Genomic DNA, 23,049 nt, shown 5'->3' on the forward strand with positions numbered 1-23,049 from the left:
CAAGCTGTAACAATTAAATTATTTTTGCCTCTAATAATCAAAATATAAAAATGAAAAAACTTTTTACCCTTATAATTATATTGCTGATCACTACCGCTGTTAAAGCCCAATTGGGAGGTGGAACTACGGGTGTGGTTGGTAAAATATCCGGAATTGTTATCGATTCCATCACGAGGAAACCGTTGGATTACGCTACCGTTTCTATTTACCGCAGCGGTGGCAGGGCTCCTCTTAACGGTGTTTTAACCGACGAAAAAGGCAGTTTCAAATTAAACGAAGTTAAAAACGGGAAATGGAAAATTGTGGTATCCTTTATTGGCTATCCTAACAAAACTATCGACCCGGTAGTAACCACGCCCGAGAAGCCCGATTTCAATATGGGCACCGTTTTTATAGCGCCATCGGGCAAAGCCTTAAAAGCAGTGCAAATTACCGGCCAGTCCAACGTGATCGAAACTAAGATTGACAAACTGGTTTATAATGCTGAAAAAGAAATTATCAACTCGGGTAACGCCACAGATGTTTTGCAAAAGGTACCGATGGTATCGGTTGATATTAATGGAAACGTATCGTTACGTGGTGATCAGAATGTGAAGATCCTGATTAATGGCAAACCATCGGGAGCCATGTCAAACAACGTGGCGGATGTGTTGAAAGCCATCCCTGCCGATCAGATTAAAAGCGTAGAGGTAATTACCTCTCCATCGGCCAAATATGATGCCGAAGGTTCAGCCGGTATTCTGAACATCATCACCAAAAAAAGTAACATGTCTGGCGTAAGCGCATCTGTAAGCGGTGGTATTGGTACCCGCCAAAACAATGGAAATTTGAACTTTAACATCAACCAAAACCGCTTAAGCATTACCGCTAATTTTGGTGGCAACTTTACCTGGCCCCAAACCAGTTTAATAACCCAACGCACTTACATTGATACCAGCAACGTAAACTCCGGCTCGGATGCCACCAGTAAAATAGGCCGTTATAGCGGCCGTGGTTCCGGCTCGGTTAGTTACGATTTTAATAACTTTAACAGCTTTACCTCGTCTATAGCCGTAATGAAGTTTGGCTTTACAAATGACGGAACATCAAGTAACTTTTATACCAGCCCGAATGTAAACCAAAACTACCTCGGATTGAGCAATGGAAAAACCACCTCCAGCAACTTCGACTGGAATAATGATTATGTGCACAAGTTTAAAAAAGAAGGTCACCAGATTGATATTGCCGGCCAATGGAGCCATGGCACCACTGATTATAATTCATTGTCCTTGTACTCTATTGTAGCACAACCTGATTTGCAATCCTATAATAAGGGCAGTAATAACGAGTATACCTTACAGGCCGATTATACCCTGCCGGTTAACGATAAGTTTAAACTGGAAGCGGGTGGCAAAACCATTATCCGCCGCATCGAGAGTGAGTTTGATAATTATGATGGCGTATCAAACAATATAAACACAGATAACCCTAATAATTTTGTTTACAATGCACGTACATCCAACAATTATAATTACGGCCAGAATGTTTATGCCGGTTATGTGGTAGGCACATTTACGCTGCCAAAAAATTATGCCTTACAATTGGGCAGCCGTCTTGAAAATACGCAGATCAACGGCGATCCGCAAAACACTACCGTTAGTTTACAGCCGTTTACACAAAATTACAACACCTATATCCCAACGGTAGCCTTCACAAAAACCATTAAGGATCAAACACTTAAATTAACGTTCACCAAACGGATCCAAAGGCCGAGTCTGCAATATTTAAACCCTTTTGTTAACACCACCAGCAGGCAGTCTTACTCGCAAGGCAACCCTCAATTGAGCCCAGAGGTAACCAAACTGGTAGAGTTCACCTATACCACGTTTATTAAGTCGTCCATGATCAACGCTTCGGTATATTATAAAAATACCAATAACCTAATCGAAAGTATTTCGCAGGGCAACGTTGATTATAACGTTATACTTAATACAACTCCGTTAACTTACCTGCATAATACTTTAACCACCTACCGCAACATTGGTACTAATAACTCGTGGGGCGCAAGCTTTTTCGGCTCAATAAATCCCATTAAAATATTAACCGTCCGTGGCAATATTAACGCTTATACCTACAAGCCAGACCCTACGGGCAGCTTTACTGCAGATCAATCGCAAAACGGTACGTATATTCAGTATAATGCCTTCCTAATGGGCTCGGTGAGCCTTACAAACGGTTTCCAGGCCGAAAGTATCTTAATACTCAACTCGCCCCGCCGCACCATACAGGGGCCGGGTCAATCGTTCAACTTATGGATAATAGGCGTTAAAAAGCAATTCATGGATAAAAAAGCAAGCATTGGTATCAATAGTTACGATCCGTTTACCGAGAATAAAACCTTCAATACCGATATTGCAAGCAGCCATTTGGTACAAAGCAGCCACGTAGTGTTCCCTTTCCGCTCGTTCGGTTTAACATTTAGCTATAGCTTCGGTAAGGTAAGTTTTGCTGATCCAAACGATCCTACTCAAAAGAAAAAGAAAGGTGTTAACAACGATGACCTGAAGGAAACTGAATCAAATAACAGGAATTAGTCTTTTTACAGTCTTGAGCCGGGAGGCTTGAGGTTATGAGTTGAAAGATTTAGATTTCAATAGTTTTAGAGAGTAATGCGCCAAAAGTCTTTAGTTCTAATCCGTGCGGGTTTAGAGCCAAAGACTTTTGACATTTATGGTGTTTTTCAATAGATATGGCGTACATGGCCATGCCGCACGTGCTTACCTACTGACCTTGACGAAGTATCAGGATGACAGCTTTCACGCACCAAAGGGTTAAGAAAGTGTTGGACTTCTGGATCAAAAAAAAGAGGTGTCATGCTGAGGCCCCTCGAAGCATGTGCGGCGGGCATCTGCGGGTGTTCTTCGCGTACTAAGCTAACTTAAGTTAATTTTTTTATCTAAACTCTTACAACCGTGTGCTGAAACAGCATCCCGGGTGGGGCCATGCGCACGTCCTTCGACAGGCTTATAATGACATATTCTTAAATTGTTGATTTTCAATACTATTTAACTCTCCGTTTTGTCATCCCGACGCAAGGAGGGATTTCCTAAAAGCGTTAAGTATGCATCATATTAGTGCACTGATATCAATGTGCAATTTTTGCTCAGAAAATCAGTATTCATAATCTATAGCATCGGCGCGCTCAATCGCCGCGCGAAGGGCTTTGTTCTTTTTGTCTTGACACAAAAAGAACCAAAAACCGACCGTAGGGAGCTCATGAACACCTAAAAACAAACACAGGTGAATAAAGTCAAGACTGCCCGATCCTTCCGCCCACAGGCCAAACCCGGCCCGGCGTGCAGTCAGGCCTTTGCGCACTTTTCTTATCTGCGCAAAACAGCTTACAGGTTCGAATGTCATCCCCGTTTTTTTCCGGCTGGCCGGATCGGATACTCAGGATGACAGCTTGCGCGCACTAAAAAAGAGGGTATCATTATAATGAACGAAACAATCGCACGGAGGCATGCTGGCTCTATTCGACATTTTTCATTAGCGCTACAACTTCCTAACCCGTTTCAGCACCAATAAATTCTCGGCGTTTTTACTATAGCCGGTAATATTGTTCTGGTACAAATTCACCAATTTATCATAATATAAAACCACGATAGGCGCCTGCTCCATAATAACATTATCCATCTGTTGGTACAGTTTAAAACGCTCGGTATCATTAACCGCAGTATAAGCCTTCTCAAATAGAGCATCAAATTGCGGGTTGTTAAAGCCCGTATAATTGGGCCCAAAGGGTATTTTGTTTTTTGAATAAAATACCGACAGGTAATTTTCGCCGTCCGGATAGTCGGCTATCCAGGTACCCCTGAAAAAGTTAACGCCATTTTTAGCGATCAGTTCGCGCAGGCTGGCCCTTTGGGTAATCTCCACCCGGGTGCGGATACCTATTTTACCTAATTCGCCTTGTATAAATTCAATCAGGTCGCGGGTGGTGGTGGTGGCGCTCAGTAAAATTTCGGGCATGTTTTTACCTTCCGGATAACCCGCTTCGGCTAACAACTTTTTTGCCCTGTCGGGATCGTACCTATATCCTTTTACCCTCTCATCATCGTATCCCGGCATCCCCTTCGGCACAAAACCGGCATAACCGGGCGTACCTACATTATTACGCAGATATTTGAGCATAGTTTGCTTGTCAATAGCATAATTGATAGCTTGCCGTACTTTTTTAAATTTCAAAGGAGATTTTTTTACTATCGGGATCGAGCTATCAACCAGCATACCCAAGTATTCGGTATTTAAGTAAGGGCGAGAATTGTATTGAAATTTGCCCTGATACTTTTTAGTGATGATGCCCGATTTAGTTAAAATATCATCGCGGTAGCTACCATCGATATCATTAAAAAAGTCGATATTCTTTTTAATGAACTCCATAAAGGCAGTTTGCTTATCGCTGATAAACGAGGCCTTAACCGCGTCAAGATAAGGCAAATGATTCCCTTGCTCATCCTTTTCCCAGTATTTTTCGTTTTTAAGCAATACCAGCACTTCTCCCTCTTTCCAGTACTTAAATTTGAAAGGGCCAGTACCTACCGGATGGCTGCGAAAATCCTTACCGTAAAATTCAACCACCTCTTGAGGCACTACCGAACAGTACTGCCCGGTGAGCATGCCCAGCAAGGGCGGGAATGCGAACTTTAGCTGAATTTGAAATGTTGTATCGTTTACAGCCTTAAAAGCATGACTATCCTGTACCTTATCACTAAAAATCCAGGAACCTGATGATGCCACTTTGGGGTCTATCAACCGGCTTAAACTGTATACCACATCAGCGGCAACCATACGGCGGCCAATACCATTTTTAAAATGCGGATCATCCTGAAAATAAACATCGTTGCGTAAATGGAAGGTATATAAGGTATTATTTGCCGATATATCCCAGCTTTTGGCAAGGCAAGGCTTCAGGTGTAAGCTATCGTCAATTTGTAGCAGGCCGTTATAGATCTGGTTATCCAGCCACATGGCAAACTGGTTACGCGCGAAAGCCGGGTCGAGCGAGGTTAAGCCATCCTCGAGGTTGATGTTGAATGTTGTTTTTTTATTACCGCCGGTGTTGGTATTGCAGGATGTAAAAGCGATGGTGCCGGTGAAGATAAGTATGAGATACAGAAATGTTGCTTTCATTGCTTAAATGTAATAAAAAAGCGGAAAATGGAAATAGGAGCGATGTTAGAAAAGCACCACACCGTGCTTCGACAAGTTCAACATGACACCCCTTTTTTGTGCGCTAAAGTGGTACCCCGGAGTAATCGATCCTGGTAGTCAGAAAAAAATAGGACGTTTGAACCTTCGGTAATTATTGGAGCACAGGCAAGAGCGGGCAATGGCCCTGACTGCACGCCGGGCCGGGAGCTGGCCTCGCGGGCGGAAGGATCGGGCAGTCTTGACTTTTTTGGTTCTTTTTGTGTCAAGACAAAAAGAACAAAGCCCTTCCCGCGGCGTTTGAGCGGGCCGATGTTCTAAATTTAGAATACTGATTATAAGAGCAAAAATAGACGCGCTGATAATCGACACCTTAACAATACATGATTATAAGTTACGAAGCAATCTCTCACAGACAGAACGGCCCTGTAAGTCCACCCTGTATAGCATAGAGATTGCTTCGTCGTACCTCCTCGCAATGACGAAACAATAAGCAATTGATAATCAACACCAAATCGTCATTGCGAGGTACGAAGCAATCTCTACATAGGCAGAGCGGCCCTGTAAGTCCACCTCGTAAACATAGAGAGCGCTTCGTTATATCTCGATTTTATTTTCTCTACCTGTAAACTCCCAACAACTCCCCCCTACTACTTAAACCTCTCTTTCAAATATTTCCCGGTATATGATCCCTTTTGCTTAATTAAATTTTCGGGTACGCCTTCAAAAACAACTTTGCCACCCTTGTTGCCACCTTCGGGCCCGATGTCAATTACCCAGTCGGCGCACTTAATTACGTCCATGTTGTGCTCTATCACGATGATGGTATTGCCATGTTCAAGCAGCGCATCAAACGATTTCAGCAGCTTTTTAATATCATGGAAGTGTAAACCCGTTGTAGGCTCGTCAAATATAAACAGGGTTTTGTTGGCGTTGTTGCCCTTCACCAGGAACGATGCCAACTTGATACGCTGCGCCTCGCCACCGGATAATGTGTTTGACGACTGGCCCAGGTGTACATAACCTAAACCAACATCAACCAAAGGTTTTATTTTATTGATGATCTTGGTTTCCTTGGCAAAAAAATCAAGGGCTTCATCAATGGTCATGTTCAGCACATCATCTACATTTTTTTCGTTATAGGTTACATCCAGCACATGTTGTTTAAACCGCTTCCCGCCGCAGGTTTCGCAGGTCAGAAAGATATCAGCCATAAACTGCATCTCAATTTTCACCTCGCCCTCGCCCTGGCAGGTATCGCAACGACCGCCTTCCACGTTAAACGAAAATGCAGATGGCTTTAAACCTGCTGCCTTAGCCACCGTTTGTGACGCGTACAGATTACGGATCTCGTCCCAGGCTTTAACATAAGTCACCGGATTGGAGCGCGATGAGCGGCCTATCGGGTTTTGATCAACCAGTTCAACCTGCTCAATTTTGCGGTAGTCGCCTTCAATGCTGTCATAGCTCCCCGTTTGTTCGCCGGTATAACTGCCCAGTGCCTTTTGAATAGCAGGCGCCAGTATACGCTTTACCAAACTGGTTTTGCCAGAGCCGGATACCCCGGTAACTACCGTAAGTACACCAATAGGGAATTTGGCATCCACGTTTTGCAAATTATTTTCGCGGGCGCCTTTTATCTCAATAAAATCTGTCCATGGGCGACGGTGCTGCGGTATGGCTATCTCCTCCCTCCGGCTTAAATACTTGCCGGTAAGGCTCAGTTTATCCTTTAATATTTCATCATAGGTACCGGTAAAAATCAATTCGCCACCATGTGTACCAGCTTCGGGGCCAATATCAATCAGGTAATCGGCGGCCTGCATAATTTCCTCCTCATGCTCCACAATAATTACGGTATTGCCTACATCCCGTAAGGATTGTAACACCCCAATCAATTTCTGGGTATCGCGCGGATGCAAACCGATACTGGGCTCATCAAGCACATAAATGGATCCTACCAAGCTACTGCCCAAGGAAGTAGCCAGGTTAATCCGTTGAGATTCTCCCCCCGATAAGGTGTTGGATAAGCGGTTGAGTGTTAAATACCCCAGGCCTACATCGTTTAAAAAGTTTAAGCGGTTTACAATTTCGAGCAGTAAACGCTTGCCTATAGTTAAATCGTGTTCGTTCAATTTTAAATCGCGAAAAAACTCAAAGGCTTTATCTAAGGGCATCAACACAATATCGGTGATGGATTTGCCGTCAATCTTTACGTACGATGCATCCTGACGAAGGCGGCTGCCCTTGCATTCGGGGCAATTGGTTTTTCCGCGGTAGCGGGATAACAGCACCCGGTATTGTATCTTATAAGTTTGCTCTTCCAGCTCCTTAAAAAACTCATCCAGCCCACGGAAGTGTTTGTTGCCCTTCCATAAAAGCTGCTGTTGTTTTTCGGTGAGCTGGTTATATTGCCTGTGGATAGGAAAATCAAACTTTAACGACTCCTTTACCAGCTTATCGTTCCACTCTCGCATTTTTTCGCCGCGCCACGGCGCAATGGCACCTTCGTATATGGTTTTGCTTTTGTCGGGTATAACCAGGTCCTCGTCAATCCCAATGATCTTTCCGTAGCCTTCGCAGCGCTTACAGGCGCCGTACGGGTTATTGAAACTGAAAAAATTAGGCGATGGCTCTTCAAAGCGGATACCATCCAGCTCAAACCTGTCGCAAAAAAAGCGCTCGTTTTCCGTTTCGCCATCCGGCTCCTGGTAGCGTACATAGCAGTCCCCTTTGCCTTCAAAAAAAGCAGTCTGTGCCGAGTCGGCGGCACGGCTCAGGGTTTCCTCCTCGTTGTTCTTGGTAATCCGGTCAATCACAATCCGCAACGATTCATCATCTTTCAGCGTCTCGTTGCCAACTTCAATATCCTCGAGCATGCTTTCAATCCGAGCCAGCTTGCCGCGATATTCTACCCTTACAAAACCTTTTTGCATCAAAACGGCAAGCTCTTCTTTCAGGCTTCTGTTATTGTGTGGATGCAATGGGCACAGCACGGTAACCGTAGTATCGTCGGGCAGGCCCGATATAAAATTAACTACCTCGGTAACGGTATCCTTTTTGACCACATTGCCTGATACCGGGGAGATAGTACGGCCTATGCGCGAAAAAAGTAATTTCAAGTAATCGTAAATCTCGGTTGATGTACCCACCGTTGAGCGCGGGTTTGATGTAATTACCTTTTGCTCAATAGCGATGGCGGGTGCAATGCCCCGGATATAATCTACATCAGGCTTATTCATTCGACCCAAAAACTGGCGGGCGTAGGATGACAGGCTCTCTACATAGCGGCGCTGCCCTTCGGCATATAAAGTATCAAATGCTAACGATGATTTACCAGAGCCCGACATGCCGGTAATAACTACCAGCTTGTTTTTAGGTATCTCCACATCCATATTTTTCAGATTGTGTACCCTGGCTCCCTTTATAATAATATATCTTTGTGAATCCTTCTCTGCTTCTATCTTCATCTAAATGTTAAAAAACCTAAATTATTTGTGTAATAAGAACTATATTCCTAATTTGTTTAACGGTTGCAAAAATATGGCTAAGTGCTGATTTAAAAACCAGAATTTTACATTTTATTTTGCTAATTGTTAAAATAATTATTTCATTTGAGTAATATACTGTTTCACTAAACTATCCCCCTATAGATAAGAACTCTACTTTAACATTTTTCGTTTATTAATTAAGAACTAAAGTAGTATTTCTATGGATTTCCAATTGCAGAGTGACCAGGATCTGATCCATCTATACATTGCTGGCGACGAAAGCGGTTTGAAAGAACTGATCCGTCGTTACCAATCAAAAATATATACGTCCATCTATTTATTGGTTAAAGACGAATACCTGGCCGAAGATATTTTTCAGGATACATTTATTAAAGTTATCAATACCCTGAAGGCGGGCCGCTATAACGAAGAAGGTAAGTTTTTACCCTGGGTTATCCGCATTGCCCATAACCTGGTTATTGACCACTTTAGGCGCGAAAAACGCACCCCCGTTATTAATAACGGCGACGACTTCGATATATTTGAAGTGCTTGGCCATTATGACGAAAGTATTGAAGACCGATTGGTACGCGAACAAACCCACAAGGACCTGAAAGCACTGATCCACCTTTTACCATCGGAACAGAAGGAAGTATTGATTATGCGCCATTACGGCGATTTGAGCTTTAAAGAAATTGCCGATATTACCGAAGTAAGCATCAACACAGCCCTCGGGCGTATGCGCTACGCTCTAAACAACCTGCGTAAAATGATGCAAAGCAAAGAATCGAGCTTGAAACTGAATAATTAATACCAACTTTAGTCTTTTTTAAGGTTTGGCAACTTTATTTATAGGAGTTGCCAAACCTTAGTATCCTTTTGGTGTCGTTTGGCACCCCGGTGTAGGCTGCTTTATCCGGACCTGCTGTGCCCCCCCCCAGCACATCCCCCCCCCTAAGCATTAAAAAACAATTTACCTATAACATAATGCAAGTTCCGTGCGTTTCTTATTTATACTTTATTCTTTTATGGTGATAGGCATATTTGATTTAGTTTTTCGTTAATAAACGAAGATGAAATTTAGATGAAAAAATTACCGGTCGAATAAAATAATTCATCAGGGCTTTCGTTTTAAGTTCATATTTTATGATAACATAAGCGTATGACTGAAACATTTACAACTATTTTGAACTCAATTAACAACTTTGAGATGAAAGAGCAAGAAGGGATAGAGGCTTTAGGACTGGAAGAAACAACATTTTACAACTCCATCCGCGCCGATCTGGATAGGTTAGAAACAGCCCCTAAGATATTTACCATCCAGAGTATTTTAAATCACTCGTTAAATTACGTGCGTTAAATATCTGGAGTAGTACTTACATCAACTGGGCTCTTGTTATATTTGCAGATGCTAAAGCCTGAACGTTACCGGCATTTTGTTGAATATTTTTCAAAGCACCAGCCGATTGCCGAAACTGAATTACATTATTCAAATCCGTTTGAATTATTGATAGCGGTTATTTTGTCAGCGCAGTGTACGGATAAGCGTATCAACCAGGTTACTCCACCGTTATTTGAGCGTTTCCCCACGCCCGAATCGCTGGCAGCATCAAGCGCCGAAGAAGTTTTTACTTATATCCGCAGCGTAAGCTACCCTAATAATAAAGCCAAACACTTAGTAGGCATGGCCAAAATGCTGGTTGATGTTTTTAACGGTGAAGTACCGTCGGACATTAACGAGTTGCAAAAAATGCCTGGCGTTGGCCGTAAAACTGCTAATGTAATAGCATCCGTGGTTTACGATGCTCCGGCTATAGCTGTAGATACACACGTTTTCAGGGTATCAAACCGCCTCGGTTTAACCACCAATGCCAATACGCCTTTAGCTGTTGAAAAACAACTGGTAAAGTACCTGCCGCAAAATACATTGGCCATAGCACACCATTGGCTTATTTTGCATGGCCGTTACATTTGCGTTGCCCGGAGCCCCAAATGTGATATTTGCCCCCTAACCTGGTTCTGTAAATATTACGAGCGTACCCATACCGAAGCCTTTTTACTAAAAGCCGAAGCGCAGCAATTAAAAAAAGCCGAGGATGTTAAAAAGAAGCGAAAGCTCGATTTGATTAGCAAAGAGCTCAAAAAGCGCAGTGTGGATAAAGATATTTGATTAGCCACAGGCGGTTAGGTATGTTTACTCAAAATAAAATTTAATTTTTTTTACCAAAAAAATTAGTAATTCTAAAAATATTAGTAAATTTACACCATACAATTGAACAATGAGCAGCGTAGAAAAATTAAAAGCATTACAGCTTACCTTAGATAAGCTGGAAAAATCATACGGAAAAGGTACCATCATGAAGTTAGGGGATACCGCCATTGAGCCCATAGAAGTGATATCAACAGGTTCTTTAGGTTTGGATATTGCTTTAGGTGTTGGCGGTTTGCCTAAAGGCCGTGTAATAGAAATTTACGGACCGGAATCATCTGGTAAAACTACTTTATCTATCCACGCGATAGCCGAGTGCCAAAAAGCCGGTGGCATTGCCGCCTTTATCGATGCTGAACACGCTTTTGATAAATATTACGCCAAAAGGTTAGGTGTTGATGTGGAAAATCTACTGATATCGCAACCGGATAATGGTGAGCAGGCCCTCGAAATTGCCGATAACCTGATCCGCTCGGGCGCTATCGATATTATCGTGATCGACTCTGTGGCGGCCCTGGTTCCAAAAAGCGAAATTGAAGGCGAGATGGGTGATTCTAAAATGGGTTTACAGGCTCGTTTAATGTCGCAAGCCTTGCGTAAGCTTACCGGTACCATCAGCAAAACAGGCTGCTGCTGTATATTTATTAACCAATTACGCGAAAAAATTGGCGTAATGTTTGGTAACCCCGAAACTACCACCGGTGGTAATGCCTTAAAATTTTATGCTTCGGTACGTTTGGATATCCGCAGGGTATCGCAAATTAAAGATACCGACGAGGTATCAGGTAACCGGGTAAAGGTAAAAATTGTAAAAAATAAAGTTGCCCCTCCTTTCCGTATAGCAGAGTTTGATATCATGTTTGGTGAAGGCATCTCCAAAGCGGGCGAAATTATCGATTTAGGCGTTGAGTACGAAATCATTAAAAAAGCAGGATCGTGGTTTAGCTATGGCGATACCCGCCTTGGCCAGGGCCGCGACGCGGTTAAGCAACTCATATTGGATAACCCCGAGCTAATGGAAGAGCTTGAAGAAAAAATAAGGGCTACCGTTACCGGCGAAAAACTGGAAAAAGCATAAGTAATTCATTTTCAACAAACAAAAACAGCGATAAATTTAAAACTCATCGCTGTTTTTGTTTGTAATTAAGGGATAGTTTTCACAGATATCCACGTAAACTATCGTATGAGAGAGCCTTATTATCTGATTTTTTTGAGAACCATTATAAGTCTTCAATTACCGAGATCGGAAGCTTAGTAAATTTAGCAATCTGTGCATCTGGGATACCCTCTTTCTTCATTTCTTTGGCAACATCATATTTGATTTCTTTACGGCCTTCTTCTCGGCCTTGTTCACGGCCTTTCTCAATACCTTTCTCAATGCCCCTTTCCTCAGCCAGCTCTTCTGCAAAAGCTATTGAGTTTTCATAGTCCCATTTGGCTTTTAAACTTGAATCGTACATCGCTTTTTCTTCCTCTGTCAGATTACTTAATTCGGTTATCTTGAATACCTGCTGAAAAATCTCTCGTTTAGCACCGTGGGGATTTTTTCAAATATTACTGCAAGTAAGATCAGGTTAAATATTACAAACTTTCTATTACCTCAATGGGGAGCTTGGTAAATTTAGCTATCTGTGAAGCGGAGATACCCTCTTTCTTCATTTCTTTGGCAACATCATATCTGCCTTCTTCTCGGCCTTCTTCCCGGCCTTTCACAATGCCTTTCTGAATGCCCCTTTCCTCAGCCAGCTCTTCTGCAAAAGCTATTGAGTTTTCATAGTCCCATTTGGCTTTTAAACTTGAATCGTACATCGCTTTCTCCTCTTTCGTCAGATTACTTAATTCGGCTATGTTGAATACCTGCTGGAAAATCCGCTTGTTTAATACAGCGGGAATCTTTTCCAGGTGGCTCATATTTTTCAGTAAATAAAACCACCGGTCAAGGTCGGTTTCTAACTCTTCTTCTGTTTTAACAAAATTAGGTAATTCTAAAAACTTATAACCCAATTTATTTTAAAATATTTCATGCGTATCGGTATTGGTCAGTGCTACGTTATGTAAATACCGGTCCGGGTTGCCATTCTTGAATTTGAACTCCAGTATAGCTATCAGGTATAGTTCGTCCAGTTGAATATTCCAGTGGCTCTCGCCTTTGGGCAGTTGCTCGTTGATAAGGCGCGAGGTATAAAATACGGCCCTGTCTTTAAAGTTCCGCTGCTCGGCTTTTTGCATCTCGATGATAAATTTCTCGCCATTTTTCCCGGTGCAATGCAGATCGAAAAATACTTTCTTGATTTTCTCGGTATCGCCAGCGTATTCTGTAGGGCTATAAGTTAAGTCAGCTATTTCCTTTTGGCCCAGGAATAGTTGGTTTAAAAAATCAATCAATATGTCTTTATGGGGCTAGCTTCCAAACAATCGCTTAAAGCCAAAATCGCTCAAAGGATCAATAAAGCGGCCAATTTTTTGTTCCATAGCTATGTGTTCATGGTTTATAGATCAATCATATTTGATGAAGGCATGAACGTGGCTAAAATAATTATTTAGATAGGATTGATGGCTAAAAGCAGAAATTTTAGTTTAACAACGCTCTCAGTTCCGAACAGCCACCTAACTATTTTACACCCCGATTAGTTAAATCTTCGACAATTCTAAAAAAGACGCAAGGCCGAATAAGTCCTAACTCAATATTAACAATTGAAATTTGTTGAAATAGTGGTAATATTGAAGCGATATGAATGCTATGCAATGGGAAAAATTACTTTCGGCTAAACGCTGGGGTTATGAGGACAGATATAACGAAAATCAACCGGACGCCCGGTCGGAGTTCCAGATAGATTATGACAGGTTGATATTTTCTTCCCCATTCAGAAAGCTACAGAACAAAACACAAGTATTCCCGCTACCGGGTAGCATTTTTGTTCATAACCGGTTAACGCATAGCTTGGAAGTAGCCAGTGTGGGGCGCTCATTGGGCCGCATTTTTTACAATAAATTAAAAGCGAACGAGCCTGACATCGACCGGCGCCTGCCCTTGATGAGCGAGATTGGCAATATTATCGCTTCGGCTTGCCTGGCGCATGACCTGGGCAACCCGGCTTTCGGGCATTCGGGCGAAGCCGCCATTTCGTATTACTTTACCGATGGCGACGGCAAAATTTACCAGGACCAGGTAACACCCGCTCAGTGGGCCGATCTTACTCATTTTGAAGGTAATGCCAATGCACTGCGTATACTAACTCATCCGTTTACAGGCAGGGGCAACGGAAGTTACGCTTTAACTTACAGCACGCTGGCAGCTATTGCCAAATATCCCTGCGCTTCCATCATAGGCGGCAATAAAATATTACTCCATCAAAAAAAATACGGCTTCTTCCAATCGGAGCAGCAAGGCTTTCAAAAGATAGCCGAAGAGTTACAGCTTACCAAAGTTCAGGACGATCCTCTGATATATAAACGCCATCCTTTGGTTTATTTAGTAGAAGCCGCTGATGATATTTGTTATAACGTGATCGACCTGGAAGATGCGCACCGCCTGAATATCCTATCGTACCAAGAAGTGGAAGAGTTGCTGCTGCCCTTGTGCAACAGTGCCAATATGCCTAAATACTTAGCCGCCATTGAAGATGAAGATGCAAAGATCAGCTACATGCGAGCGCGATCCATCAATTCGCTGATCACACAATGCTCCGAATTATTTTATAAAGAGCAGGACAGCATTATGAACGGCAATTTTAACCACTCCCTAATTGATGTGATTGATGAGCCCTACCGTTCGGTACTTAAAAAGATTGAACAAGTATCCATCCAAAAAATCTACAACTATCCATCGGTGGTACAAATTGAAATTGCTGGTTATAAGGTGATGAACGGCCTGTTGGAAGAATTTATACCAGCTTACTTAAAAAACGATTCCAAATACCACAAAAAACTGGTTGCGCTGATGCCTAAACAATTCTTGACACATCAAACAGATGTATACTCAAAAATTCAAAGTGTGCTTGATTTTGTATCCGGCATGACAGATATTTATGCCGTGGAGCTTTTCAGGAAGATTAAGGGAATTTCGTTTCCGTCAATTAGTTAGGGTTTGTTGAGTATGGATAAAAAAGGCATTGCTCATCCCATAGGAATAATGTCTTTTTATCTTTCAGGATTCTTGAGTAAAATATTGCCTAATCCGAAACAATGTCTTACTCATTTTCATATTCCAAATACTTCTTTATCCTGAGACCAACATTGGCACCCTCGTTATATCTGCCCCTATCCATATTTAAAACCCGTAACAATACATCGTTTTTTTCAACCAGCAGTTCCTCAAAAAAACCTTTAAACAGTACTTGTTTAATCCGCCAATCATTGTTTAATCCGCTTGCTATAAGTTCAATATATTCGGGATTAATGGCTACGGCGGCTTTTTTAGTATCAATACCGCATACCTTTGCCTCCGCCCGAGTAAGAATGGTGCAACGCGATAACAATTGAGCGGTATAAAGCATGGCAGGTTCCTTGTACATATTTTCGGGCGTGCCTTGCTCAACTATACTGCCTTTTTTTAATACCACCAACTCATCAGCCATAGAGAGCACCTCTGCCGGATCGTGCGAAACCATGATAACCGTTAAGCCGCTTTGCTTTACAATATCGCGGATATTTTGCTGCAGGCCCTCCCTAAATGATGCATCAACCTGGTTAAAGGGCTCATCTAAAAATAAAACTACCGGCTTGGTTATTAAGGCGCGGGCAATGGCTACCCGTTGCTTTTCGCCTCCGCTTAAATCAGCCACGCGCTTATCTTGCAATGCCAAAACATTAAGTTGGCGAAGCATTCTTTCCGTTTCGTTTTTTTTATATTCCAGGTTGGTATTGGGTAGCAGGGCCGATACGTTTTCGCGGACGGTTGCAAATAGATTTAAATCGTCGGTATGCTGGGTTACCATTTTCATGTGATCGTGGCCTGGTATCAGCTTTTCAATCGGGCCCATAATCAATCCCCCCTTAAAAAAAACCTCTCCTTCGTCGGGCGATAACAAACCATATAATAGTTTGAGTAAGGTACTTTTGCCAGTGCCACTCTCGCCAACAATGGCTGTTATTTTACCGGGAGTGATAGATATACTGATGTTATTTACACCCGACGCTTTATCATTGCTATAGTTTTTTGTTACCGATTCAGCATTCAGAAAATGTATCTTACCCATAAACGGCAAATATACAACAAAAGAAAAATACCTATCGACCAGTCCGGAGTCTCGAGTCACGAGCCGGGAAAGATTCCAGTGTCTCCTGGCTTCAAGACTCCCGGCTCAGGACTTTAAAAACCTACCGTTAATCCAAAAGAGAAGCTTTTTAATCCTTTTTGATCGGGGCTGTTCTCAAACATATCATTAAAGTAGTACTTGGTATATATTGCCACATCGCCATATCCTATGCGTGCAAAGCCTCCATACTCAAACCGGGTAAAATGGAAGTCGTTAAAATCCTTTTGCTTGCCATGTTCTTCGCTGATCTGCTTTACCATACCATCAATCAGGAAACCTGCTTCTGGCCCAAATATAAAGTGAAATCTTTTTCCGTCGCGATCCTCTTTGGTCCTCAGGTCGAATGACAGCGGCAACACCAGGTAATTAGAAGAGAAACGATTTTTACTATAGGTAATATTATCGGTACGATAAGCCAGGGCCGGGCCATCACCCAACATGGTGATATTTTTGGTGAGGCGGATGTGGGTCCAGTCGAATCCGGCCGCCAGTGACACCTTAAAATTGTCGTTAAAGCGGTAACCAAACTTCAGCAGATCAAACCCTACATTGCTTGTTTTAAATTGCCTGTAGCTCAAAAAATCGTTTTTTGGTGATAAGGTGAAGCTCCCATTATCCAGCAGCGTAGCGAAGCCTAAATGCAGATTGGAAAATGTGAGCCCGAATGAAAATCCAGACGTTTTTTGGGGCTTTGCATCATGGTGCTCTACTTGTTTCTGGTTACTCACACTGGTAGTATCCGCTTTACGTGGCGTGCCTATCCGTATCCTAAAATGTTTCTTTTTAGTCATTACAGTATCAGCAGTGGTTTTAACAGAATCAGTTTTAACTTGCTGAGCATATACGCCACCCATCATCCCGCAAAGTATTGCAGTAATTACTATTCGTTTCATATTATAAGTGATTTTTAGATTGAATTATTTTTCTTTTTTTGCCTTGAACAGCCCCAGGTTAACACCGGTGATGTTAAAGGTTTCGTCATCACTATCGTTAGTGAATTCGATAATTTTGTCTTCGCGTTTATCAACTTTTGCAATAACTACATTCAAAATATCGCCAAGGCTATGTATTTTTCTCCGCTTAACAGGCTGAGCATTTTTAGCTGTAGCATTTTTAGCTGCGGCTAATGTGTTTACCTGATTTAACGGCGTAGCATACCTGGATTGAGCTGGCGGATTTACATCGGAACCAGCAGTACTCCGGCGGCTTACATCGGTAGCCTGAGGAGTATTTACATTGCTCGCCATTGTGGCCACGATAATCGGGCTTTGAACGGAATCAACATTTGTATTAACCGGCTCTGATACTATCTTAGTGATGGCTTGTTTTTTTACAACATGTTTAGCCGGGCGGCTTACGGCGGCAATTACCAGCGTATTTGTATTTGCTGTATCATATATAGCCCCTTCCGTAGCATCTTCGGCCCTCACATCGGCTGTTTTGCTTGTTGTTATAGCGGCATATCCGTGCAATGGAATTTTTTCGGTATTGGGCCGCAGAAAAAATAAAGAGACTCCCATCAACACAATAATACCGGCCGCTATCTGCATAAAAGGCAATCCAGCGCTTTTATTCTTTTTTTTGCCATCCAATTCGTCAGTGATATTATTCCAAACGCTTGCTGACGGCTCCATTTCCATATTGGCCAGTTTCGACTGGAATAATTGGTCAAAATCCTTATCCGACATATTCATATCGCTTCCCCTCCATTTTAATAATCTGTTCTTTTAATATTCCCCGGGCCCTTGATAGTTGGGACTTTGATGCGCCCTCCGTAATGTCCATAATTTCGCCGATTTCTTTATGCGAGTAACCTTCTATAGCATATAAGTTAAATACCATTTTATAGCCAGGCGGCAATTGCTGAATAATAACCAGCAAATCCTGAACGCCCAGGTTTGATGCCGCTACCGGATCAACCGATTGCTCTTCGCCCGCTGTTTCAATATCAACTACCTGCATCATTTTATGATGCTTGCGGTAATACTCTATCGAGCTATGCACCATAATACGTCTTACCCAACCCTCAAACGATCCTTCTCCCCTAAAATCATCCAGCTTTTTAAACACCCGGATAAATCCGTTTTGCAACATATCTTCTGCTTCCATCCTGTCGGTAGCGTACCGCATACAAACACCCAGCATTTTTGAGGCGAAGAGCTTGTACAGCATTTCCTGCATTTTTCGCTGGCCGTTTCGACAGCCTTCGATCAGTTCGTCTATAGTATATTTATGTTCCAAAAACATCATTTAAAGGTAAGATGAAAGAAGCCCGCAAATGGTTGCATGGGAATAAAAGTTTTTTCTGATATAAATTTATGTGTATATTTATTGAAATTTATGTGTATATGAGAACCAATATAGATATTAACGATGGCTTGCTTTTAAAAGCACAGAAATTGAGTGGAATAAAAACAAAAAAAGCTATCGTTGAAAAAGCCTTGCAATTATTAATACAGCTTGAGAGTCAGAAAAAGATTCTTGATTTGTGGGGTAAAGTTGAACTTGACGATAAGGCATTTGAATAATGAATATCATTTTAGTTGATACATCAGTATGGGTTAACTTTTTTAAAGGTAATTCAACGCGTTCAAGCTTGCATTTAAAGCAAAGCTTATCAAATACGTTGGTTGCAACTTGTCCTACTATTGTTCAGGAAGTTTTACAAGGTGTGAGGCTGGATCAAGATTTTGCGAAAATCAAATCCATGTTTGATGAGACCATGCAGTTAAGGGAAGATCAATACCAGTTAAGCATTGAATCGGCGATACTGTATAGGAAATTAAGAAGTGTTGGAGTTACGATTAGAAAGCCGAACGATTGTTTAATAGCAACCTATGCCATTAAAAACAACTTAGCTGTATTACACGACGATAAAGACTTTGATTTTATTGCTGCAAATAGCGAACTGAGGATAGTAAAGCCATAGCCTCACTTCTTCATCCTGTAATACTTATAAATTTTCACTGCCGACATCAGGATCATGGTGAATACAATTAAGCCTAAAACACCGAAGATCCAGTCCACTGCATTTTTCAGTACCGCTAAAAACACAATGGCGAATAAAAACAGTGTTGCAACCTCGTTCCAAAGGCGAAGTTGTGTTGATGTCCAGGTGAAAACTCCCCGGCGCATTTGCTGCATTTTACCCTGGCAGATGAAATGATACCCTATCAGCCCGACCACAAAGCATAGCTTAACGTTCATCCAGGGCTCCTGCATTAAATACGGGTTTAAGCAAAGCATGGTGATACCCGCCGCCGTGGTTAGCAGCATGGCGGGGGTGGTAATGATATTCATGAGCTTGCTCTCCATCACCTGGAATTGCTTGGATAAAACATCGCGTTCCATCTCCGGTTTTTCCTGCGCCTCGGTATGGTAAATAAATAAGCGCACCATATAAAACAGCCCCGCCATCCAGCAGACCACAAATATGATATGGATTGATTTAACGTAAAGATACATCACTAATTTCACGAATAAAGCCAAATTTTCACGAATTGATCGGCTTAAATTTTAACAAAAGTTATTCTTTCTGAATTGATTGGCTCAAATTACTTTTAACCAACTTCCCGAACTATTACAACATTACATTAGTGAAAATTCGCCCCAATTCGTGAAATTCGTGCCAATCTTCAAAATTCGCTTTCATTCGTGAAATTAGTGCCAATCTCCATTAGTGCCACTCTTTAATTACCTCCACTGCATATTTTACGTTATCAAACGGGATATCGGGCATAATACCGTGGCCCAGGTTAAATACGTAGCCGGGCTCGTCGCGCATCCGTTCAAACAGTTTATGGATACGATCTTTTATTACTTTTTTATCGGCATACAAAATATGCGGGTCCAGGTTACCTTGAACTGCTACTCCTTGCGGTAAACGTTTCTTCATATCCAGCAGATCAACATTCCAATCGATGGATACAACATCCGGTTTGGCTTCTGCCATCAGTGGTGCAAAAACAGAACTGCCTTTGCAAAAAGATATTACCGGGATATCTTTCCTGTTTAGCTTACTAATAATCTCGACAATATAACGGTGCGAAAACTCTTTATAATCGTCCCAAGCCAGGGCCTGAGCCCAGCTGTCAAATATTTGTACGGCATTAACACCGGCGGCAATCTGCAGGTTTAGGTAGTCGGCTGTTACCTGCGCAATTTTCGAGAGCAGCTGATGAGCCATTGCAGGCTCATTATGCAACATCAGCTTGGTTAACTTAAAATCTTTTGACGAGCCGCCTTCAACCAAGTAACTCATTACGGTAAAAGGAGCACCAGCAAAACCTATCAAAGGTATTTTGCCATTTAAACGCTGCTGTATCACTTTAATGGCATCGGCAACGTATTGTAGTTTATCGCCAACCTCAACTTGTAAATTATCAATATCGGCCTGTGTCCTCACGGGGTTGGCAAATCTGGGGCCAACGTTTTGCGTAAAACTCAGGTCGCCACCCATGGCTTCGCCTGTCACCAGGATATCCGAGAACAAGATAGCCGCATCAATATCCAGCAGATTAACCGGTAGCATGGTAACATCAGCCGCCAGCTCAGGCGTTTTGCACATTTCCAGGAACGAATACTTGTTTTTAATATCCCAGTATTCTTTCATAAAACGGCCGGCCTGGCGCATCATCCACACCGGGGGACGTTCTGTTTTTTCAGAAAATGCAGCTTTTATAAATAAAGAGTCTTTCATATCATATAAAAAGGCAAAGCTTAGTTTGCCTTCCGATTTTTTAGTTCTTTTTGCAGGCGGGCAATAACATCCTTCATTTTGGCGCTTATCTTATCCTCCTGCCTTGTGGCCAGCTTTAAATAAGCTTCGGCCTTTTCGTAATTATTTTGCCGTAACCCAATATTGGCTACGTGTACCAAAGCCGCCACATGGTCGTTTGCCGAGCGCAACGGAAACTGGGCAGCCAACTCATAATGCCTTTCGGCTTCTTCAAATTTATGCTGCTTTAAACAAATGCCACCCAACATATACTCGTAAAAGCCGCGTCGTTTTTTGCTTAGCCACTCCGGTTTATGGATCTGCATCAGCAGATCTTCGGCGCGTTCAAAATCGTTATTGTGATAATGCTTCGCCGCCAAAATGATGGGCCCTTCTTTAAAATATCCCCATATCAGCATCAAAATAAATAATCCTGATACGGCGGCAAGCTGCTCATTATGCTGGTAAACAAAAAAAACCAGGAGCATTGCAAAAATGCAAATAACAAGTATCCGTGCCTGGTTGGTAAACATTAATGTTGGTTATCGGTAAATTTATAGCCTACCCCGCGAATGGAATGAAAATAAACCGGGCTTTTAGGATCGGGCTCAAAATATTTACGGAAGGTTAATATAAAATTATCGATGGTACGGGTTGATGGGTAAACATCATAGTTCCATACGGTTTCCAGTATTTGCTCGCGCGATACGGCATCGTTGCGGCGCTCAATTAAAAGCTTCAGCAACATGGTTTCTTTTTTAGTTAAAGGCGTAATGGAACCATCAGCATTCACCAACTCGAACGAATTGAAGTGGATGGTTTTGTCGCCTATTTTATAGCTGTTAAACTCTTTAAGCGCGTCACCCTTTAAGCTGCGTTTAACCAGGTTATTTACACGGAGGATTAGCTCTTCCAGGTTAAACGGCTTGGTTAAATAATCGTCGGCACCTTTTTTCAAACCGGCAACCTTATCTTCGGTGGTATTTTTAGCGGTTAAAAACATGATGGGTACTTCGGAGTTCTCTAACCGGATGGTTTCGGCAACTACAAAGCCGTCAATCTCGGGCATCATTACGTCCAGTATCACCAGGTTAAAGCGTTCTTCTTTAAATTTTTGAAGTGCTTTTTTTCCATTATTGGCGGTTGATACCTTGTAACCTTCCAGTTCAAGGTTCAGTTTAATGGCTTCGAGTAAATGCTCTTCATCTTCTGCCAGTAATATTCTTTTTTTATTAGGCATAATATTTTAATTATATATGGTTTATGGTTACCCGAAAACGACTTCAAACACACTTCCCTTAGGTCGGTTATCGCGGATGTTAATACTTGCTTCGTGTTTATCCAACACTTGTTTTACAATAAATAAGCCTAAACCCGTGCCTTTGGTATTGCGCGTGTCTTCGTTACCAACGCGGTAAAACTTATCAAAAATATGCGGTTTCTCGGCGTCGGCAATTCCTATCCCATTATCGGCAACGGTTAAGTGTACCTCATTGTTTTTACGATACAACTTTACATCAACCACTTCACAGGGAGCAGAATATTTTACCGCATTTTCAATCAGGTTGGTTACTACGGATGTTAATGTAAATTTGTCGCCGGTAATTTCAACCTGGGGCTCAATTTCGGCATTAATAATTTGCTGGTTACAATCGCATTTATTAATCTGCAAACGGTTAACAACGCTATCAACCAGTATCGAAAAATTAAATTTCTCTTTCGGGAAGGTGTAATTCTCGTTATCAATTTTCGAAGCGATCAGCATGTTTTCAACCAGGTCATCCAGCCGTTCAATATCCTGTAAACACTTTTCTATAAAATTAATGCGTTGCTCTTTGTTCAGATCGCGCATTTGCATGGTTTGCAAAAAAAGCTTAATAGAAGCCAGAGGCGATTTAAGCTCATGTGTAACAGAAAGTAAAAAGTTTTTTTGGCGCATATGGAGTTCGCGCTCTTTGTTGATGGATTTATGCAGATGATAGGCACCCACCAGCAAAATGAATATAAAAACGGCCAATTCGCCCGCTATCATCCCCAAACTAATTGGGCGGGGCCTAAGCAACAGAACGGCCCACCAAAACAACTCCGCCAGGGCGTAAATCATCAGGAAATAAAATATTACAAATGGCTTTTTCATTTGAACACTATTGCTAAAAGGATACAGTTCTGTTATGTACTAAATTT

20 protein-coding genes and 2 pseudogenes are annotated in these 23,049 nt (G+C 42.1%); 8 read left to right on the top strand and 14 right to left on the bottom strand.

Features of this window, described 5'->3' with window-relative positions:
• Positions 1 to 50 precede the first annotated feature (50 nt).
• Entirely contained in the window at positions 51 to 2,573 is a 2,523-nt protein-coding gene (locus MUCPA_RS05410; protein ID WP_008504939.1) for a TonB-dependent receptor domain-containing protein, read from the top strand.
• A 577-nt stretch (positions 2,574 to 3,150) separates the two neighbouring features.
• Here MUCPA_RS05410 and MUCPA_RS05415 read toward each other — a convergent pair.
• The 3 genes from MUCPA_RS05415 to uvrA form a co-directional block, all read right to left on the bottom strand.
• Positions 3,151 to 3,399 carry a hypothetical protein gene (locus MUCPA_RS05415; RefSeq protein ID WP_008504940.1) on the bottom strand — a complete coding sequence of 83 codons (249 nt, stop codon included), beginning with the start codon at positions 3,397 to 3,399 and terminating at the stop codon, positions 3,151 to 3,153.
• A gap of 135 nt (positions 3,400 to 3,534) precedes the next feature.
• Positions 3,535 to 5,172, bottom strand: coding sequence for an ABC transporter substrate-binding protein (locus MUCPA_RS05420; RefSeq protein ID WP_008504941.1), 1,638 nt, complete (start codon positions 5,170 to 5,172; stop codon positions 3,535 to 3,537).
• A 668-nt stretch (positions 5,173 to 5,840) separates the two neighbouring features.
• Positions 5,841 to 8,660 carry an excinuclease ABC subunit UvrA gene (gene uvrA, locus MUCPA_RS05425; protein WP_008504942.1) on the bottom strand — a complete coding sequence of 940 codons (2,820 nt, stop codon included), beginning with the start codon at positions 8,658 to 8,660 and terminating at the stop codon, positions 5,841 to 5,843.
• A 241-nt stretch (positions 8,661 to 8,901) separates the two neighbouring features.
• On the opposite strand from uvrA, the gene MUCPA_RS05430 reads away from it, so the two are divergent.
• From MUCPA_RS05430 to recA, 4 genes are all read left to right on the top strand, one after another.
• On the top strand, positions 8,902 to 9,492 hold the full coding sequence (locus MUCPA_RS05430) for an RNA polymerase sigma factor (protein WP_008504943.1): 591 nt from the start codon (positions 8,902 to 8,904) through the stop codon (positions 9,490 to 9,492).
• A 351-nt stretch (positions 9,493 to 9,843) separates the two neighbouring features.
• On the top strand, positions 9,844 to 10,041 hold the full coding sequence (locus MUCPA_RS05435) for a hypothetical protein (protein WP_008504945.1): 198 nt from the start codon (positions 9,844 to 9,846) through the stop codon (positions 10,039 to 10,041).
• A gap of 48 nt (positions 10,042 to 10,089) precedes the next feature.
• On the top strand, positions 10,090 to 10,851 hold the full coding sequence (nth, locus tag MUCPA_RS05440; RefSeq protein ID WP_008504946.1) for an endonuclease III: 762 nt from the start codon (positions 10,090 to 10,092) through the stop codon (positions 10,849 to 10,851).
• Between the two features lie 109 nt (positions 10,852 to 10,960).
• The gene (gene recA, locus MUCPA_RS05445; RefSeq protein WP_008504947.1) at positions 10,961 to 11,968 is read left to right on the top strand and encodes a recombinase RecA; all 1,008 of its coding nucleotides are present in this window, start codon (positions 10,961 to 10,963) and stop codon (positions 11,966 to 11,968) included.
• 142 nt (positions 11,969 to 12,110) lie between these two features.
• On the opposite strand, the pseudogene MUCPA_RS05450 reads toward recA, so the two are convergent.
• Together MUCPA_RS05450 and MUCPA_RS05455 are read right to left on the bottom strand one after the other, a co-directional pair.
• Positions 12,111 to 12,439: pseudogene (locus MUCPA_RS05450) on the bottom strand (PD-(D/E)XK nuclease family transposase); the annotation flags it as partial.
• A 32-nt stretch (positions 12,440 to 12,471) separates the two neighbouring features.
• Positions 12,472 to 13,362 (bottom strand): annotated as a pseudogene (locus MUCPA_RS05455) (Rpn family recombination-promoting nuclease/putative transposase).
• 259 nt (positions 13,363 to 13,621) lie between these two features.
• Between MUCPA_RS05455 and MUCPA_RS05460 the strand changes: the two are divergent.
• On the top strand, positions 13,622 to 14,974 hold the full coding sequence (locus MUCPA_RS05460; RefSeq protein WP_008504949.1) for a deoxyguanosinetriphosphate triphosphohydrolase: 1,353 nt from the start codon (positions 13,622 to 13,624) through the stop codon (positions 14,972 to 14,974).
• A 106-nt stretch (positions 14,975 to 15,080) separates the two neighbouring features.
• On the opposite strand, the gene MUCPA_RS05465 is transcribed toward MUCPA_RS05460, so the two are convergent.
• From MUCPA_RS05465 to MUCPA_RS05480, 4 genes are all read right to left on the bottom strand, one after another.
• Positions 15,081 to 16,088 carry an ABC transporter ATP-binding protein gene (locus MUCPA_RS05465; RefSeq protein WP_008504950.1) on the bottom strand — a complete coding sequence of 336 codons (1,008 nt, stop codon included), beginning with the start codon at positions 16,086 to 16,088 and terminating at the stop codon, positions 15,081 to 15,083.
• A gap of 113 nt (positions 16,089 to 16,201) precedes the next feature.
• The gene (locus MUCPA_RS05470) at positions 16,202 to 17,041 is read right to left on the bottom strand and encodes an outer membrane beta-barrel protein (RefSeq protein WP_008504951.1); all 840 of its coding nucleotides are present in this window, start codon (positions 17,039 to 17,041) and stop codon (positions 16,202 to 16,204) included.
• A gap of 24 nt (positions 17,042 to 17,065) precedes the next feature.
• The gene (locus MUCPA_RS05475; protein WP_008504952.1) at positions 17,066 to 17,842 is read right to left on the bottom strand and encodes a hypothetical protein; all 777 of its coding nucleotides are present in this window, start codon (positions 17,840 to 17,842) and stop codon (positions 17,066 to 17,068) included.
• A complete protein-coding gene (locus MUCPA_RS05480) occupies positions 17,826 to 18,395 on the bottom strand; it encodes an RNA polymerase sigma factor (protein ID WP_008504954.1) in 570 nt (189 codons plus the stop codon). Before MUCPA_RS05480 ends, MUCPA_RS05475 begins: the two co-directional genes overlap by 17 nt.
• A gap of 101 nt (positions 18,396 to 18,496) precedes the next feature.
• On the opposite strand from MUCPA_RS05480, the gene MUCPA_RS05485 reads away from it, so the two are divergent.
• Entirely contained in the window at positions 18,497 to 18,676 is a 180-nt protein-coding gene (locus MUCPA_RS05485; protein ID WP_040627079.1) for a type II toxin-antitoxin system VapB family antitoxin, read from the top strand.
• Complete coding sequence (vapC, locus tag MUCPA_RS05490) at positions 18,676 to 19,077, top strand: type II toxin-antitoxin system VapC family toxin (protein ID WP_008504958.1); 402 nt, start codon at positions 18,676 to 18,678, stop codon at positions 19,075 to 19,077. Before MUCPA_RS05485 ends, vapC begins: the two co-directional genes overlap by 1 nt.
• A 2-nt stretch (positions 19,078 to 19,079) precedes the next feature.
• Here vapC and hemJ read toward each other — a convergent pair whose 3' ends face one another.
• The 5 genes from hemJ to MUCPA_RS05515 form a co-directional block, all read right to left on the bottom strand.
• Positions 19,080 to 19,613, bottom strand: a complete 534-nt coding sequence (gene hemJ, locus MUCPA_RS05495) for a protoporphyrinogen oxidase HemJ (RefSeq protein WP_008504959.1) — start codon at positions 19,611 to 19,613, stop codon at positions 19,080 to 19,082.
• Positions 19,614 to 19,824: 211 nt separating this feature from the next.
• Positions 19,825 to 20,847, bottom strand: coding sequence for a uroporphyrinogen decarboxylase (gene hemE, locus MUCPA_RS05500; RefSeq protein WP_008504960.1), 1,023 nt, complete (start codon positions 20,845 to 20,847; stop codon positions 19,825 to 19,827).
• Between the two features lie 20 nt (positions 20,848 to 20,867).
• Complete coding sequence (locus MUCPA_RS05505) at positions 20,868 to 21,353, bottom strand: tetratricopeptide repeat protein (RefSeq protein ID WP_157543823.1); 486 nt, start codon at positions 21,351 to 21,353, stop codon at positions 20,868 to 20,870.
• 44 nt (positions 21,354 to 21,397) lie between these two features.
• Positions 21,398 to 22,105 carry a response regulator transcription factor gene (locus MUCPA_RS05510; RefSeq protein ID WP_008504962.1) on the bottom strand — a complete coding sequence of 236 codons (708 nt, stop codon included), beginning with the start codon at positions 22,103 to 22,105 and terminating at the stop codon, positions 21,398 to 21,400.
• A 27-nt stretch (positions 22,106 to 22,132) separates the two neighbouring features.
• Positions 22,133 to 23,002 (bottom strand): sensor histidine kinase, encoded by an 870-nt coding sequence (locus tag MUCPA_RS05515; RefSeq protein ID WP_008504963.1) that lies wholly within the window; start codon positions 23,000 to 23,002, stop codon positions 22,133 to 22,135.
• Between the last annotated feature and the right edge of the window lie 47 nt (positions 23,003 to 23,049).

Source organism: Mucilaginibacter paludis DSM 18603 (genome assembly GCF_000166195.2).
Taxonomy (GTDB): Bacteria; Bacteroidota; Bacteroidia; order Sphingobacteriales; family Sphingobacteriaceae; genus Mucilaginibacter; species Mucilaginibacter paludis.

Bases quoted from the DNA above. Each gene is read 5' to 3' on its own strand.
- hemJ (WP_008504959.1), bottom strand. From the start codon at position 19,613: ATGTATCTTTACGTTAAATCAATCCATATCATATTTGTGGTCTGCTGG.
- MUCPA_RS05510 (WP_008504962.1), bottom strand. From the start codon at position 22,105: ATGCCTAATAAAAAAAGAATATTACTGGCAGAAGATGAAGAGCATTTA.
- MUCPA_RS05420 (WP_008504941.1), bottom strand. From the start codon at position 5,172: ATGAAAGCAACATTTCTGTATCTCATACTTATCTTCACCGGCACCATC.
- MUCPA_RS05415 (WP_008504940.1), bottom strand. From the start codon at position 3,399: ATGACATTCGAACCTGTAAGCTGTTTTGCGCAGATAAGAAAAGTGCGC.
- MUCPA_RS05430 (WP_008504943.1), top strand. From the start codon at position 8,902: ATGGATTTCCAATTGCAGAGTGACCAGGATCTGATCCATCTATACATT.
- MUCPA_RS05475 (WP_008504952.1), bottom strand. From the start codon at position 17,842: ATGAATATGTCGGATAAGGATTTTGACCAATTATTCCAGTCGAAACTG.
- MUCPA_RS05505 (WP_157543823.1), bottom strand. From the start codon at position 21,353: ATGCTCCTGGTTTTTTTTGTTTACCAGCATAATGAGCAGCTTGCCGCC.
- hemE (WP_008504960.1), bottom strand. From the start codon at position 20,847: ATGAAAGACTCTTTATTTATAAAAGCTGCATTTTCTGAAAAAACAGAA.
- MUCPA_RS05485 (WP_040627079.1), top strand. From the start codon at position 18,497: ATGAGAACCAATATAGATATTAACGATGGCTTGCTTTTAAAAGCACAG.
- MUCPA_RS05435 (WP_008504945.1), top strand. From the start codon at position 9,844: ATGACTGAAACATTTACAACTATTTTGAACTCAATTAACAACTTTGAG.
- MUCPA_RS05465 (WP_008504950.1), bottom strand. From the start codon at position 16,088: ATGGGTAAGATACATTTTCTGAATGCTGAATCGGTAACAAAAAACTAT.
- MUCPA_RS05515 (WP_008504963.1), bottom strand. From the start codon at position 23,002: ATGAAAAAGCCATTTGTAATATTTTATTTCCTGATGATTTACGCCCTG.
- nth (WP_008504946.1), top strand. From the start codon at position 10,090: ATGCTAAAGCCTGAACGTTACCGGCATTTTGTTGAATATTTTTCAAAG.
- MUCPA_RS05410 (WP_008504939.1), top strand. From the start codon at position 51: ATGAAAAAACTTTTTACCCTTATAATTATATTGCTGATCACTACCGCT.
- MUCPA_RS05480 (WP_008504954.1), bottom strand. From the start codon at position 18,395: ATGTTTTTGGAACATAAATATACTATAGACGAACTGATCGAAGGCTGT.
- recA (WP_008504947.1), top strand. From the start codon at position 10,961: ATGAGCAGCGTAGAAAAATTAAAAGCATTACAGCTTACCTTAGATAAG.
- uvrA (WP_008504942.1), bottom strand. From the start codon at position 8,660: ATGAAGATAGAAGCAGAGAAGGATTCACAAAGATATATTATTATAAAG.
- vapC (WP_008504958.1), top strand. From the start codon at position 18,676: ATGAATATCATTTTAGTTGATACATCAGTATGGGTTAACTTTTTTAAA.
- MUCPA_RS05470 (WP_008504951.1), bottom strand. From the start codon at position 17,041: ATGAAACGAATAGTAATTACTGCAATACTTTGCGGGATGATGGGTGGC.
- MUCPA_RS05460 (WP_008504949.1), top strand. From the start codon at position 13,622: ATGAATGCTATGCAATGGGAAAAATTACTTTCGGCTAAACGCTGGGGT.